Source organism: Kocuria soli (genome assembly GCF_003797835.1).
GTDB lineage: Bacteria > Actinomycetota > Actinomycetes > Actinomycetales > Micrococcaceae > Kocuria > Kocuria soli.
This window is the reverse complement of sequence record NZ_RKMF01000001.1, coordinates 332,759-346,156: the sequence shown is the minus strand read 5'-3', so window position 1 is coordinate 346,156 and position 13,398 is coordinate 332,759. Positions and strand designations below refer to the sequence as shown.

14 protein-coding genes are annotated in these 13,398 nt (G+C 64.5%); 9 read left to right on the top strand and 5 right to left on the bottom strand.

Annotation, left to right across the window (positions count from 1 at the left end; all coding sequences use genetic code 11):
- Positions 1–110 precede the first annotated feature (110 nt).
- Positions 111–578 carry a Gfo/Idh/MocA family protein gene (locus EDL96_RS01550; RefSeq protein WP_123823673.1) on the bottom strand — a complete coding sequence of 156 codons (468 nt, stop codon included), beginning with the start codon at positions 576–578 and terminating at the stop codon, positions 111–113.
- Positions 579–707: 129 nt separating this feature from the next.
- Between EDL96_RS01550 and EDL96_RS13525 the strand changes: the two genes are divergently transcribed.
- Entirely contained in the window at positions 708–1,325 is a 618-nt protein-coding gene (locus tag EDL96_RS13525) for a TetR/AcrR family transcriptional regulator (RefSeq protein WP_233568603.1), read from the top strand.
- Positions 1,322–3,031: an MDR family MFS transporter gene (locus EDL96_RS01540; RefSeq protein ID WP_123823672.1), complete on the top strand. Its 1,710-nt coding sequence runs from the start codon at positions 1,322–1,324 to the stop codon at positions 3,029–3,031. Before EDL96_RS13525 ends, EDL96_RS01540 begins: the two co-directional genes overlap by 4 nt.
- 114 nt (positions 3,032–3,145) lie before the next feature.
- Here the strand turns inward: EDL96_RS01540 and EDL96_RS01535 are convergent, their stop codons facing one another.
- Both EDL96_RS01535 and EDL96_RS01530 read right to left on the bottom strand, forming a co-directional pair.
- On the bottom strand, positions 3,146–4,066 hold the full coding sequence (locus EDL96_RS01535) for a PhzF family phenazine biosynthesis protein (protein WP_158609458.1): 921 nt from the start codon (positions 4,064–4,066) through the stop codon (positions 3,146–3,148).
- Positions 4,067–4,124: 58 nt separating this feature from the next.
- Positions 4,125–5,174: a TOPRIM nucleotidyl transferase/hydrolase domain-containing protein gene (locus EDL96_RS01530; RefSeq protein ID WP_123823670.1), complete on the bottom strand. Its 1,050-nt coding sequence runs from the start codon at positions 5,172–5,174 to the stop codon at positions 4,125–4,127.
- A 199-nt stretch (positions 5,175–5,373) separates the two neighbouring features.
- On the opposite strand from EDL96_RS01530, the gene EDL96_RS01525 reads away from it, so the two are divergent.
- The 6 genes from EDL96_RS01525 to EDL96_RS01500 all read left to right on the top strand — a co-directional run bounded on the left by EDL96_RS01525 (position 5,374) and on the right by EDL96_RS01500 (position 11,113).
- Positions 5,374–6,213, top strand: coding sequence for an ABC transporter ATP-binding protein (locus EDL96_RS01525; protein ID WP_233568591.1), 840 nt, complete (start codon positions 5,374–5,376; stop codon positions 6,211–6,213).
- A complete protein-coding gene (locus EDL96_RS01520; RefSeq protein WP_123823669.1) occupies positions 6,210–7,493 on the top strand; it encodes an ABC transporter permease in 1,284 nt (427 codons plus the stop codon). Before EDL96_RS01525 ends, EDL96_RS01520 begins: the two co-directional genes overlap by 4 nt.
- 99 nt (positions 7,494–7,592) lie before the next feature.
- A complete protein-coding gene (locus tag EDL96_RS01515) occupies positions 7,593–8,159 on the top strand; it encodes a hypothetical protein (protein ID WP_123823668.1) in 567 nt (188 codons plus the stop codon).
- Between the two features lie 117 nt (positions 8,160–8,276).
- Entirely contained in the window at positions 8,277–8,747 is a 471-nt protein-coding gene (locus tag EDL96_RS01510; RefSeq protein ID WP_123823667.1) for a hypothetical protein, read from the top strand.
- An 86-nt stretch (positions 8,748–8,833) separates the two neighbouring features.
- Positions 8,834–9,856, top strand: coding sequence for an AI-2E family transporter (locus EDL96_RS13865; protein ID WP_123823666.1), 1,023 nt, complete (start codon positions 8,834–8,836; stop codon positions 9,854–9,856).
- A gap of 3 nt (positions 9,857–9,859) precedes the next feature.
- Positions 9,860–11,113, top strand: coding sequence for a phospholipase D-like domain-containing protein (locus EDL96_RS01500; RefSeq protein WP_166835095.1), 1,254 nt, complete (start codon positions 9,860–9,862; stop codon positions 11,111–11,113).
- 94 nt (positions 11,114–11,207) lie between these two features.
- On the opposite strand, the gene EDL96_RS01495 is transcribed toward EDL96_RS01500, so the two are convergent.
- Positions 11,208–11,561, bottom strand: coding sequence for a hypothetical protein (locus EDL96_RS01495; RefSeq protein ID WP_123823665.1), 354 nt, complete (start codon positions 11,559–11,561; stop codon positions 11,208–11,210).
- Positions 11,562–11,752: 191 nt separating this feature from the next.
- The gene (locus EDL96_RS01490; RefSeq protein ID WP_047691429.1) at positions 11,753–11,959 is read right to left on the bottom strand and encodes a cold-shock protein; all 207 of its coding nucleotides are present in this window, start codon (positions 11,957–11,959) and stop codon (positions 11,753–11,755) included.
- 822 nt (positions 11,960–12,781) lie between these two features.
- On the opposite strand from EDL96_RS01490, the gene EDL96_RS01485 reads away from it, so the two are divergent.
- Entirely contained in the window at positions 12,782–13,384 is a 603-nt protein-coding gene (locus EDL96_RS01485; RefSeq protein ID WP_123823664.1) for a hypothetical protein, read from the top strand.
- Positions 13,385–13,398 lie beyond the last annotated feature (14 nt).

Sequence of the window (13,398 nt, the reverse complement as noted above, 5' to 3'; positions counted from 1 at the left end):
ACGCCTGCGCCGTCGCCTGGTCGTTCGGCTCATTGCCTGCGGTTCGTTCCTGCTGATCGTGGCTCATCTCAGCCACCGCCTTCCTAGCTCTCATCGAGAGGTAGGTGCGTTTACAGAACCTCGGCTAGCTCGGCGCGACGCAACGGGCCGAGCTGCGGCAGGAGCTCCCGGATTCGGGCGAACCCCGGATCGTGGACCGAGCGCATGGCCTCCAGGACGACCACCCCCGTGGACTCGGCGGTGTCCACCAGTTCTTGGAACTGCCGCCGGTCACATGCTGCGGACTTCTCCAGCAGGACGTGCTTGCCCGCTCGGAGAAGGGTGTTGGCCTGCGGGAAGTGCAAGGCGTTCGGGCTGGCGATGTACACCGCGTCGACGTCGCTCGCGTTGGCCAGCTCTTCGAGCGAGGTGACCACCCGCGCCCGGTCTCCCGTCAAACGGTTCGTCTCAGCCGCAAACGCTTCCCCGCGGGAGCGGTCTCGTGACATGACCGCCACGTGTTCCACACCGTCCACCGCCCCGATGGCCCGGGCGAACGTGGAGCCGATGGAGCTGGTCCCGATGGTCGCGATGCGCATGGCACCAGATTAGGCCCGGTGCCCGGTCGCAGGTGTCCGCAGCTGCGCCTGTGCGGGATGTGTCACGAATCATCCTAATTGCAGTTGTGCAAAAAATCTGGCCCTGCAAAAATTGCACGAGTGCAAGAAATGACATTGCGGGAGCGCAAGAAGGCCCAGACCTGGGAGGCGATCCACCACGCCGCCGCCCGTGCCGTGCTGGCACGTGGCCTGGGCGCGGTCACCGTGGAGCAGATTGCCGCAGCGGTCGGTATCTCGCCGCGGACGTTCTTCAACTACTTCCCCACCAAGGATCATGCCGTCCTGGGGCTGCGTGAACCGGTGATCGACGAGGGTGCGCTGGCGGAACTGACTGCGGGCCCGGACCTGTTGGCCCAGGTGGTCGACGTCCTGAACCGGACGCTGCGGTCATCGGTGCCGGCCAAGGACCGCAGCCTGCGTCTGAGCGTCCTGCGGGAACACCGTGAACTGGTCGGTCTGCACAAACACAACCTCGCTGTAGCCGAGGACAAGGTTCGCGTCGCTTTGCTGGACCGTGTGGCGGACCGGGCCAGAGGCGGGACCTTGGTCGAGGACGCGGAACACCCGATCGCTGAACGTGTCCGACTGCTGGTCATGATCGCCAGCGCCATCTTGCGTTACGTCTGGACGGATCCTCACCGGGAACCGGGCACAGAACCTACGGAAGACGACGTCGAACGCGCCGTCGCCCTTTACAAACACTTGAACAGAACGGACTTTGCGTGAACTCTTCAACCTCTCCGGTCCGAGAGCCTCAGCCGGAGACCGGTGCCCACACCCTGGTGGGTTCGGCGACTTCGGCCTCCGGGGCATCACCCTGGACCCACGAAACGGAGATCGTCACTCCCTCGGCTGCCCGTCCGCGGGACTCCGAGAAGCCTCAGCAGCGACTGCTGCCGATCTTTGCGGGTCTGATGCTGGCCATGCTGTTGGCCGCGCTGAACCAGACGGTGCTGTCCACGGCTCTGCCCACCATCGTGGGTGAACTCGATGGTGTGCACCAGATGCAGTGGGTCATCACGGGTTACATCCTGGCCTCGACCGTCATGATGCCCGTTTACGGCAAGCTCGGAGACCTCTTGGGCCGAAAGAACCTGCTCCTGGGCGCGATCGTCGTGTTCGTGGCCGGTTCCGTGGTGGGTGCTCTGGCACCTGACATCACCTGGCTCATCGTGGCCCGCGTGATTCAAGGCATCGGCGGTGGTGGCCTGATGATCCTGTCGCAGACGGTGATCGCCGACGTGGTGCCCCCGCGTCAGCGTGGCCGGTACATGGGCATCATGGGTGGCGTCTTCGCGCTGGCCTCCGTCGCGGGGCCCTTGCTCGGTGGATGGATCACGGAAGGACCGGGATGGCGCTGGGCTTTCTGGATGAGCCTTCCGCTCGGTTTGCTCGCCTTCGCCGGTGTTGCTGGCTTCCTGAAACTCCCGCGCCATCGGGGGCCCGTCAAGATCGACGTGCTCGGCATGATGCTGTTGGCCGCGGCCACGGTGGCCGTGATTCTGGTCGCCACCTGGGGTGGTCACCAGTACGCCTGGGATTCACCTCGGATCCTGGGCCTGATCGGCGCCGCCGTCGTACTGGTCGCCATCTTCGTGGTGGTCGAGCGCAAGGTGGAGGAACCCGTTCTCCCGCCGGCCTTGTTCGCCAACCGGACCTTCGTCCTGAGCACCGTCGCCGGGTTGTTCGTCGGCGTCGCCATGTTCGGTGCCCTGGGCTACATGCCCACCTACCTCCAGATGGTGCACGGCGCCAGTGCAACGGCCTCCGGCTTGCTCATGATCCCCATGATGGGTGCCATGCTGATCACCTCGACAGTTTCTGGTCAGGCCGTGACCAAGTCCGGGAAGTACAAGAAGTACCCCATCGTGGGCATGACGCTGATCGCCGTGGCCATGGTCATGCTCTCCCTGCTCAAGGTCTCAACGCCACTCTGGTTCGTGTGCACCTCCTTGGGCGTCCTCGGGGTGGGCCTCGGCCTGAGCATGCAGATCCTGGTGCTGGCCGTCCAGAACGTGTTCCCCACGTCCATGGTGGGAACGGCCACGGCCGGCAACAACTTCTTCCGCCAGGTCGGTGCCACGTTGGGCTCGGCCGTGGTCGGTGGAGTGTTCGCCACCCGGTTGGTGGACCTGCTGACGGAGCGCATGCCACCGCAGGCGATGGCCGGAGCCGGAAACTCGGACATGTCCGCGAGCCTCACGCCCGCCGTCGTGGGTGATCTGCCGGAGCAGATCCGAACGGTGGTCCTGGGGGCCTACAACGACGCCCTGGTTCCGATCTACCTGTGGTTGGTGCCGTTGGTGGTCATCGGTGCGATCCTGATGTTCTTCGTGCCGGAGACCCCGCTGCGCACCTCCAACATCCCCAAGGTGGAGGCCAAACCGCAGGCGAAGTCCGAGGCCGCGTCCCGGACCGCGTCGAAGTCCTGACGGCCACGGTTCTGACGCCTCTTCTGACACGCAGAACGCCGCGCTCCTGGATGGAGCGCGGCGTTCGCATTTGTCTTGCTGTGCAGCCAGGGCCAAAGTCCGGGCCCGGTTCGCTCAGGCGCTGAGCGTGAGTTCCCCGCGAACCCTGGTGGTCACCGGGCCGCCCACCCAGACCTCGTCCCCATGCATCTGGACGTGGACCTTGGCCGACCGGCCGAGCACCGTTCCCTGGGAGACGGTGTAGGAGGCGGGTGCGATGTCGTTGGGTACCAGCCACGTGGCAAAGCTTGCGCTGAGGGCAGCTGCGGCGGGGTATTCCGCGACGCCCATGGAAGGAGCGAAGGAGCGCATCTCGAAGTCGGCAGGACCACCCTCCGGGTAGGCACCCATGACCCCCACACACAGCTGGCCGAGCTCGGGGATGTTCGGGTCCATGGCGATGACGGTGTCGGCATCGGAGACCAGGAGGCCCAGAAAGCCGGGCCCGTTGTCCAGCCATGTGGTGGCCTTGATCTGATCGGCGTCCAGCCCGAGGACCTCGCGGGCGATTTCCACGGTCAGGTGGTCAGGGCCGCCGCGGTCGTAGATGGGCGGAGCGGTGAACTGCAGGTGGTCCTCCGCGGCCACGGAGATCTGTACGGTTCCGGCCCCACACTCCTGCAAAACCTGGGTGGGGACTTTCGGTTGGTGGCCATGGTCCAGCCAGGCCCGGCACGCGGCCAAGGTGGACAGCCCGGCGAAGCGGACTTCCGTGGACGGGCTGAACACGCGGATTCGGTAGTCGGACTCCGGATCCTGGGGGGAGAGCACGAAGGCGACTTCGGTGAAGTCTGACCACGCGGCGATCGCCGTCATCTCCTCGGTCTCGAGGGAGTCGGCATCCAGCACGACGGCGATGGGGCTTCCCCTGAACGGCCCGTCGGCAAAGACGTCGACGACGACGTGGGGGAGGACGTTCGGGAGATCGGCAGCGTGGCCGACGGCGAGATCGGGCGCACGGTCCGGCGCGAGATCGACGTGGGGGAGATCAGTCATGACCATGAGGTTAGGGCCTATGGTCTGCGAGAACGGCCTTGGATCCCGGCTCGAGCAGTCATGACCCTTCAAAAGCGGACGACTCGATGCGTAGACGTGGAATCACTGTGCCCGGGGGGAAGTCCACCAGACGGTGCAGCAGACGACGGAAGGAGTTCGGAAGGTCCTCCAGATCAGCACGGCGCGTGGCGTCGCGCAGGAATGCTCCGTTCTTGGGGAGTGGGTCCTCGGGCAGAGGTCCCGTGCCAGGAGATTCCGCCACACGGCGCCACGCAGCAGAGATGAAGCCGCCCCAGGCGGAGAGCTCCGCCTCCAGCGTCGTTCCCCACGCGCACCAGTACGGTCCGACGACCGTGGGGTCCCCGAACTTCCAGTCGACGGCGGGAGTGAAGACGGCGAGGGTACGGAGTAGGGCCTCGGTCTGCTGTTGTCGGGAACGTTGCATCCGATGGGCCTTCGAGGTGGCGGTGGGCGGGGTGCCGCCGTCGCCGTCGAAGACCACGTACGTGGGGATCCCCAACTGCCGGGCCAGTGCGGCCATGCCTGCCAAACGGACCTTGCTGCCCGCGGGGACGACGGTGAGGTCGCCGATGCCCCATCGGCCGACGAGAACTTCCAGTACCGCGCGGTCGGTGACACCTTCCACCAGTAGGACCCGCGTCGAGCGAAGGAGTTCGGCAAGAGCGGCAGGGTTGGTGGAGCTGAGCTCACGGAAGACTCCGTTGCGGGACCGACCGAGCGTGGTGGCGAGCTCCACGAGGTCAACCTGGAAGCGGCCCTGAGGCGTGACGCGAGCCAGATGTGGCAGCCACTGCCCGGGGACGGGGTCCCGCGGCCCCGGAACATAAAGGACGTGGTCGACAAGACCGTCGGCACCCGCGCGCCGGGCACTGTCCAACTCCGCCCTGAGTTCTCTGGCGGTTGCACCGCGGCCAGGGTCATCGTCCGTTGCCGTGCGATCAACTGTCCTGCGATCAACGACGACGGTCCCGTGGTCGCCGATCGCTCGCACCGTGCGGTCCTGGGCCGCGCGGGCGGCCGCCTCGGAGGGCCAGCCCGCATACACCGCCACCGTGAAGGGAGGCGGCGCTGCTGGGTGCTGTGACACGTGATCAGCCTAGGAGCCCTGCCTTCCCGAGCGGTGACGGTGCGCCCATCGGGTGTCGGCATCGTCCATAAGTCTGAGCAAGGTCCGGGGCGAAACCGAGGAAACATCCGGTGAAGTTCGGCGATTCATTCTCTCGGTGGATGTCCTGCCCACCGTGATCGGACAACATGGGGACAGAGGCTCAGAAAGGGCCTGACCCATGACGCAGGAGGAAAAGACGATGGAACCGGCGGTCCTCGAGACCGAAAATCTGGTCAAAGTCTACGGACGCGGAGCCAACAGATTCGATGCATTGAAGGGGCTGACCCTTGACATCAAACGCGGCGAGTCCGTTGCGGTGATCGGGAAGTCGGGTTCTGGCAAGTCCACGCTCATGCACCTCATGGCGCTGCTGGATCGCCCCAGCCAGGGAGTGGTCGCCCTCAACGGGCGCCCGGTCTCCGAGCTCAAGAACAAGGAAATACACAAGCTGCGCAACGAAAGTTTCGGTTTCGTTTTCCAGCAGTTCTTCCTGAACCCGAACCAGACAGTGTTGGAAAACGTGGTGCTCCCGCTCAAGATCGCCGGTCTCTCCAAGCGTGAGCGCAATCGTCGTGGATTGGAGGCCCTGGAACTGTTGGAAATGGCCGACAAGGCCAAGAACAAGGCGACTGATCTTTCCGGTGGTCAGAAACAGCGCGCGTGTATTGCCCGCGCCCTGGTGACCAACCCGTCGGTGATCTTCGCGGACGAACCGACGGGCAACCTGGACTCCAAGACCTCCGAGGTCGTCGAGAACATCCTCTTCGGCCTGCAGCGCGATCGTGGCATCACGTTGGTCATCGTGACCCACGACGACGACCTGGCGGCCAAGTGCGACCGACAGATCTACCTCAAGGACGGTCTGATCGTGGCCCCCGAGCAGAGCAACACCGCCCGGTCGGAGGCTGCCTCGTCGGGTGAGCCCGCACCTTCCGGGCAGGAAGCCACTGAACCCTGGGCGGGTGGCGGAAGCACCGCGTCCCGCGCATCCGAGCTCGGAAAGGAAGGCAACCGATGAAGGCCGTCGACGTCGTCACCACCGCCCTCGGGAACACGATGCGCTCCAAGGCGCGTACCTTCCTGACCGTCATCGCCATCTTCATCGGCGCCTTCACCCTGACCCTGACCTCGGGTCTCGGGGTGGGGATCAACAGCTACATCGACCGCCTGGTGCAAGGCTTCGGTGACCAGCAACAGCTCTACGTCCAGAAGACAAGCTCGCAGCAATCGGGCAACGCGAACGAACCGCAGGCCTACGACCCGGAGAAGGGCGCTGACAAGCAAGGCCAGTTCGGCATGTCCCTCTTGAGCGAGAAAGACATCGAGCAGATCGGCAACATCGACGGCGTCGAATCCGTCGAACCCGTGGTTGCGGTCTCCCCGTCCTATCTGGAGGGCGAGAACGGTGACCAGTTCCAGGTCCAGTTGGGCTACCCCTCTGACGTGAACAGCTATGAATACGCCGCCGGTGAAGCCCCCGGCCACGACAAGGACGAGATCACCATTCCCACCACGTGGGCCGACTCCCTGGGTTACGACAAGCCGGAAGACGCCGTGGGTGGAAAGGTCAAGATCGCGGTGTCCAATGTCACCGGTGAGGAGAAGACGTTCGAGGCCACGATCAGCGGCGTCACCGAAATCATGCTCTCCAACCAGGGCGCACAACCCACACCGTCCTCGGCGTTCAACGACCGGTTGTACGACTACCAGCAGGAGGGCCTGCCCGAGGGCGCCCAGACCGATGGCTACGCCATGGCCGTGGCCGACGTACCGGACCTGGGCAAGCAGAGTGAGGTCAAGAAGTCCTTGACCGAGGACGGCATGCTGGGCATGACGGTCGAAGACCAGATCGGCACGATCCGCGGCATCATCAACGCCGTCACCTGGATCCTCAATGGGTTCGCGTTGATCGCTCTGTTGGCTGCGGCCTTCGGCATCGTCAACACGCTGTTGATGTCCGTGCAGGAACGAACCCGTGAGATTGGCCTGATGAAGGCCTTGGGCATGTCCCCTGGCAAGATTTTCGGCCTGTTCTCGAGTGAGGCCGTTCTGATCGGTCTGTTGGGATCCGTGATCGGCGTGGGCGTCGGCGTCGTCGTCGGCACGGTGGCCAATGCCTTGCTGACAGGGGAAGGCGGCGCCCTGAGCAACGTCGCGGGCCTGAGCCTCTACGGGATCGCGCCCTTGCAGCTGGTGGGCATCGTCCTGCTGATCATGCTCATCGCCTTCATCGCCGGAACCCTTCCCGCGGCGCGTGCAGCCAGAAAGGATCCGATCGAAGCGTTGCGTTACGAATAGCGCGCAGGTGGCCTACTCGGGGGACACTGGAGATGCCCCCTGTAGTCCCATCACAGTCCTGAGACCACACTCGTCATTCATCCACAGGAGGAGATCACCGTGACGAACGCACCGCAGAATCCTCAGTACCCGGAGCCCGGCAACAAGTACGGCACCAGCGGGTACGACCCCAACCAGAACTTCGAGATGTCCAAGCCCCCGCAGGTTGATCGGCTGCGTCAGATGACGCTCGCGTCCATGGCCATCTACCTGCTCTCCGGGGTGCTGGGGATCATCTACATCTTCTCGGGCTCCGGTCGGGAAGACATGCAGCAGCAACTCGAGGGCCAGGACCTGGGTGGCCTGAGCGTTGACGACGCCCTCATGGCCGGCGCCATCAGCGCCACGGTGGTTTCCGTCCTCCTCATGGCAGTGGCCCTTGTGCTCTACATCCTGGTGCTGGTCGGCATCAAGAAGCGCTGGGGATGGGCCCGGATCCTCGGGATCGTCCTGGCGATCCTGGGCGTCCTGTTCGTGGGCATCGCATTGTTCTCCGGTACGCCGATGGCGGGCGGACTCGGCATCCTCGTGTTGGTGTTGGACGTCTTGTTCGTGCTGGTCAACGTCTACTGGCTCGTCCTTGCCTTCAACGGCAAGGTCGGCGCATGGTTTGCCCGCCGTAATTGAGGACGGACTCGATTGATCGATCCTCACCAGCAACCGCCCGAATCGCGTGAGCAGCGCGATTCGGGCGATGCTGTTCCCAGCTCCAAGCGCGAACCGGGTGAGCGGCCACGGTCGGTGATGTTCTTGACACAGCTGACGGTGCTGTCCCTCTTGCTCCACGTGTCGGGGTCGGTCGTCAGCATTGCCGCCCTGCTGAGCACCCCCATGCTGGAATCGGTCAGGGATCGGTTGGCCAGCCAGGGAGTCCCCGCCGAGTTGATGGACAACGATTCCCTGCGGAAGTCACTGGTCACGGCGACGCTCGGCAACGTGGTCCTGGGGTTGCTGATCACGAGCGCCTTCGTGATCGTGCTGCTCGGCATACTGAACCGCGCGGACTGGGCCCGGTGGGGTGGGCTGGGGCTGGCCGCGGCCTTCGCCCTCTGGAACGTCTGGGTTCTGGTACCGGGGGGAGATCCCTCTCCCACGGGGACCATCTACCAACCCATGTCCGTAACGATCGCCGCATTGTTCCTGGTGGTGAATCTGGCCTGGCTTCTGGTCGGGTTCAATCCGGCGGTGACGGCGTGGTTCCGGCGTCGAGTGTGATGCACTAGTCGTACCGTCGACAGCACCGGCCGCCACGCCCGTGAAGAGCCCGCGACGTGCCGCCTCCGCACCCGAAAGGACCCTCCGTGTCGCAAGGCCCCCAGAACCCGTACGGCCAGGAGCCACAGAACCAGGCGCCGCAGAACCCGGAGAGCCGGAATGACGGGTCCACCGAGCCAGGCTGGCCTGGCCAGCAGCCGGGCGGTCCGAACGGGTCGAGTGCGTCATCAGCGCCGCGGTACGTCCCCGGTCCACAGGGCCCGAACTCCTCGAACGGTCCCGGCCGTCAACCCTATGCCGGTGGCCAGTACTCCCAGCCGCAGGGGCAGCCCGTACAGAATCAGAACCCGTACCAGCCGGGTCCGTACTCGCCGCAGGCACCGAATCAGGCACCGAGTCAGAGCCAGAATCCGTACGGGCCTGGTCAGTACTCACAGAACCAGTACCCGCAGGGTCAGTACCCACAAAACCAGTACGGGCAGGGTCAGTACAGCCAGAACCAGTACAGCCAGAACCAATACGGACAGAACCAGTACGGACAGAACCAGTACGCGCCCAACCAGTACCCACCGAATCAGCAGGGTCCGAACCGGTACGCGCAGTGGTACGACCCCAACGGCGGTCCGTCCCGTCCCCGGAATTTCAGCAAGAAGGATCTCTTCACCAAGCCGCTCTACCTGTTGGTGATCCTGTCCGCGGTGCTGTTCCTCGGTACCCGCTTCCTGGGCATCATCGGTCAGCTGGTACCGGCCTACCGGGACCGGTACTACACGAGTTGGGAAATGCTGTCGGGAGCAGCCGAGACCTCCGGTTTTTACCTCGGGATCCTCATCGTCACGGCAATCGTCCTGGCGCTGTACGCCCTCGTCCTCTTCCCGCTCACGCTCGGGAAGAATTGGGCTCGGATCCTCGGGTTCGTCTTCGCCGGGATCGGGTCCTTGATGATGCTGGCCGACTTCTTCACGGTCGGGCGCTACGGTGCCTTTGGCATTGTGCTGGTCCTGGGAATTCTGGGTTTCGTGGGCGTCAACATCGCGTGGGTCGTCGTCGCGATCCGAACGTGGGAGAAACCTCGCCGGTCCGGCCCCTACCCGGTCCCGTACGCTTGAGACATGCTTGCCGAGGAATTGTCTCCGGTTCGGTCCTTCGTTCGTAAAGCGGTGGTACGCGCCGCCGTCGGCGTGGTTGGGGTTCAGGCGGCCACCATTGGTGGCCTGGTCGGTTACGACGCCTTCACCAAGAAGCACCGCAAGGTGCGTTCCGGATTTCCCAAACCCGGCCACTACGGCACGGACGTGGCCAATTCCGACGTCGACGTGTTCACCTTCGGCGCCGATCTGTACGACGACATGCTCGAACAGATCGACAACGCGGAGCACAGCGTGTTCCTGGAGACTTTCATCTGGAAGGGCGACGCGTACGGTCAGAGGTTCATGGATGCCGTCAACCGTGCCGCTCAACGCGGCGTGGACGTCCGCGTGGTCTACGACGGCTTCGGGAACTTGGTGGTGCCCAATGATTTCTACCGGTTCGACGAACGCGTCAAGTACTTCCGCTTCCCGGTATTCCGGCCGAGGCTGCTCATCACACCGCTGCGGGCCTCGGGATTCACTCACCGCAAGCTGCTGATCGTCGACGACCGGGTGGGTTACATCGGCGGCTACAACCTGGGGTCGACCTATGCCACGGAGTGGCGGGATACCCACCTGAAGGTCAACGGGCCGGACTCCTGGGTCCTACGGCAGTCCTTCGTGACCGTGTGGAACACCGTGGCCGGGCGTGCCGATGAGATCCCACGTCTGGATCCTCCCGAGTGGGACTCGCGAGTCCGGTGCTGGTCGAACCTCCCCGTGACCCGGGTCTACCCCATCCGCGGCATGTATCTGCAGGCGATCGACCGGGCCACCGACCACATCTACATCTCCACGCCCTACTTCATCCCGGACCAGCAGATTCTGGACGCGCTGATCCGAGCGCAGGCACGCGGGGTCGACGTTCGGATCATGGTGCCCATGGACTCCAACCACGTGTTGGCCGACTGGGGCTCCCGAGGCTTCTACGTGACGCTGCTCAAAGCAGGCGTCACGCTGTTGCTCTACAAGGACGCCATGATCCACGCCAAGACCGCCACGATCGACGGCATGTGGTCAACGGTCGGGACGGCCAACATCGACCGCCTCTCCCTGTCCTTCAACTACGAGGTCAATCTGGAGATCATCGACAACGATCTGGCCGCGGTCATGGAACGTGTTTTCGAGGTCGACAGCTCGAACTGCCATCGCCTCACTCTCGAGGAGTGGCAAGCGCGCCACCCCCTGGCGTGGGTGGCCGAGGCCGCCTTGGCCCCGCTGAGACCCCTGCTGTAAGGGCTTTGTCAGGGCGCGAGGCGGCCTCGGGGCCAGGAAAGCCGACCGGTGTCGTGTGACCCAGCAGATCGCACCACACCGGCCTCCGTCCCGGTCAGTCGTTCCGGTGGACCACGCGTGCCACGACCAGAACGCCCACGATGACCAGCGCGGCCGCCACCAGGCCGATCCGGTCGTCCGCGTACCACGGGTTGTTCTTCTGGCTGTGTTCGGATTCCGTCTTGGGCTTACGAGCCCAGGTGTTTCCGCGCACGGGAACCCCACCCGTGGTGTCGCCCGCCGAGGCATGGCCCTGGCCGGCTGCACGCCGGGCAGCCGTGTGCCGGTCCTTGCCCGCGTTGTCGATCTTGTTCTCGTTCCCCAGGGCCTGAGCCTGCCCTGCCGTGGAGTCCGCAGTGTCGACGTCGGTCTCGTGCTGGTCATGGCCGGGAATTGCGTTGTGCGGCATGGCTGTCTCCTGAGCTGAGTGAGTCCTGCATGGTGTTCTCGGTACCGCGCGGGAACCGTTGGTCCAAACATACGGCCATGACGTGACACACGTCAGCGGCCGGGAGCGTTCGCGCGCGCTCGGCAATACGCCCGGACATGCAATCGTGCCCGACACCAGGGGTGCCGGGCACGATTGGAAGTCTGGAATGATCAGTCGATCACGGTGATGTTCGCGGCCTGGAGACCCTTGGGGCCTTCCTGAACCTCGAACTCGACGCGCTGGTTCTCTTCCAGGGAACGGTAGCCGTTGCCGTTGATCGCGGAGAAGTGCGCGAACACGTCCTGCTGAGAATCATCGGGGCTGATGAAGCCGAAGCCCTTGTCGGCGTTGAACCACTTGACAGTGCCGGTCTGCATTATTGCTGGTCGATCCTTCCGGAACGGTAACGGGCGCCGACCTTCGGCGACCGATAGCCGTCGTCGTGCACCACACGACTTGGTCCCGGTTTGGTTCCGGTGGACAGTCGGCCGCGAACGGCGGGGGGTCCCGCCAGTGCGGGATTGCATACGACAACTGCCCACGACGGTACACGAGGGATGGGCCCCAGGTCGCTTCCGTGCCAAATATTGGTCGAGGTTTTGGCTCGGTAGGGCGATGTGCCGGGCGGAATCCGCGAAATTTGATGCGGTTACACGGAAATCCGCGTCCAGGAAACGTGGAGGTCTTCTCGGGGCAAATGCCAAGCCTGTTCCAGCCGCGTGCCAGGCAGGCACGGTTAAGTAGTCACTACCTCGAACAGAGGGCGGCAGCTCCGACTGGAGGGTTCGGATCTGCTGAGCTTCCTGTGGCAACGATGACGGTGGTGGTGCGTCGTCATCAAGAGCCTTGCTGCAGGAGGGGGACAGAAGAGAGCCGCTTGCCACTTGACCCCTGAGTGGCGGGCGGCTCTCTCTTAATTTTTGTGTCGTCAACCATTTTCTGCTCGCCGTCCCAGGTCGATTGCATGCGTTTGCAGGTAGCCTGCTGCCTACTGCGTTTGCAGGTAGCCTGCTGCCTACTCAGTACTTGTCCGGCCCGTATCAATCACGGGTGATCTGTGGAGATGGGACAGGGTGGGCGACGTGGTACCAGTCGGTGGCGAGGCCGACGCAGAGACACAGGTCGGCGGGCTTCCAGACGTCGGGAGCACGAGCGCTTGGCGAGCGCGCATCCATGCACGCGGTCCTGGTGGGAGTCCGGTGGAGGTTCCGAGCGAGTACCTCCAGCGATCCTTCGCGGGCGTTCGAGAGGTGTTCCGGCATTGCCTGGTGGCCTCACTCGGAGCCCTCGAATCCGGTCAGGAGGTCGGTGGCAACGACCTTGCTGTCGGGTACTCCGCTCTGGAGCACGGCAACTATGCGCTGTGGTTCGACATCCGGGATCGGAGGCACCGATTCACCCGGTGGCTCACCCCCAAAGAAACCTGGAATGCCGCCGTCGAATCCTTGTTGGGCGAAGCGTCGGCCGAACTTATCGCACTCCTGCGCGCCACGGCGATGGCCGCGGATGGTCACGGGGAGGGCCTGATGATCAGGCCGGATCCGGGCCCGGAGGGCATGCGGTCGAGAATGGAAGTGTCCCTGCCCGGGTACCCTGCCGCACGCTTGTCGGCGGATCTCTGGGACTGGTCACAAGGCGCGGAGGGTATTGCAGCAGTGCGGGACATGTTCGCCGTCGTGCTGGCACCCGAGGTCCAGCACATCGACGTCGTCTTGTACGCGGGGGACCCCCAGGAGGAACGGGTGCGGCTGGAGCCGACCGGGGACTTCGTCGCGTTCCTCGAAGGGGCCCCGCGAAGGTAACCGGGGCGGTCCGG

Coding starts and splice junctions, on each gene's coding strand:
- EDL96_RS01525 (WP_233568591.1), top strand. CDS start 5,374: ATGACGCAGGAGGAAAAGACGATGGAACCGGCGGTCCTCGAGACCGAA.
- EDL96_RS01500 (WP_166835095.1), top strand. CDS start 9,860: ATGCTTGCCGAGGAATTGTCTCCGGTTCGGTCCTTCGTTCGTAAAGCG.
- EDL96_RS01490 (WP_047691429.1), bottom strand. CDS start 11,959: ATGCAGACCGGCACTGTCAAGTGGTTCAACGCCGACAAGGGCTTCGGC.
- EDL96_RS01550 (WP_123823673.1), bottom strand. CDS start 578: ATGCGCATCGCGACCATCGGGACCAGCTCCATCGGCTCCACGTTCGCC.
- EDL96_RS01495 (WP_123823665.1), bottom strand. CDS start 11,561: ATGCCGCACAACGCAATTCCCGGCCATGACCAGCACGAGACCGACGTC.
- EDL96_RS01510 (WP_123823667.1), top strand. CDS start 8,277: ATGTTCTTGACACAGCTGACGGTGCTGTCCCTCTTGCTCCACGTGTCG.
- EDL96_RS01535 (WP_158609458.1), bottom strand. CDS start 4,066: ATGACTGATCTCCCCCACGTCGATCTCGCGCCGGACCGTGCGCCCGAT.
- EDL96_RS13525 (WP_233568603.1), top strand. CDS start 708: ATGACATTGCGGGAGCGCAAGAAGGCCCAGACCTGGGAGGCGATCCAC.
- EDL96_RS01520 (WP_123823669.1), top strand. CDS start 6,210: ATGAAGGCCGTCGACGTCGTCACCACCGCCCTCGGGAACACGATGCGC.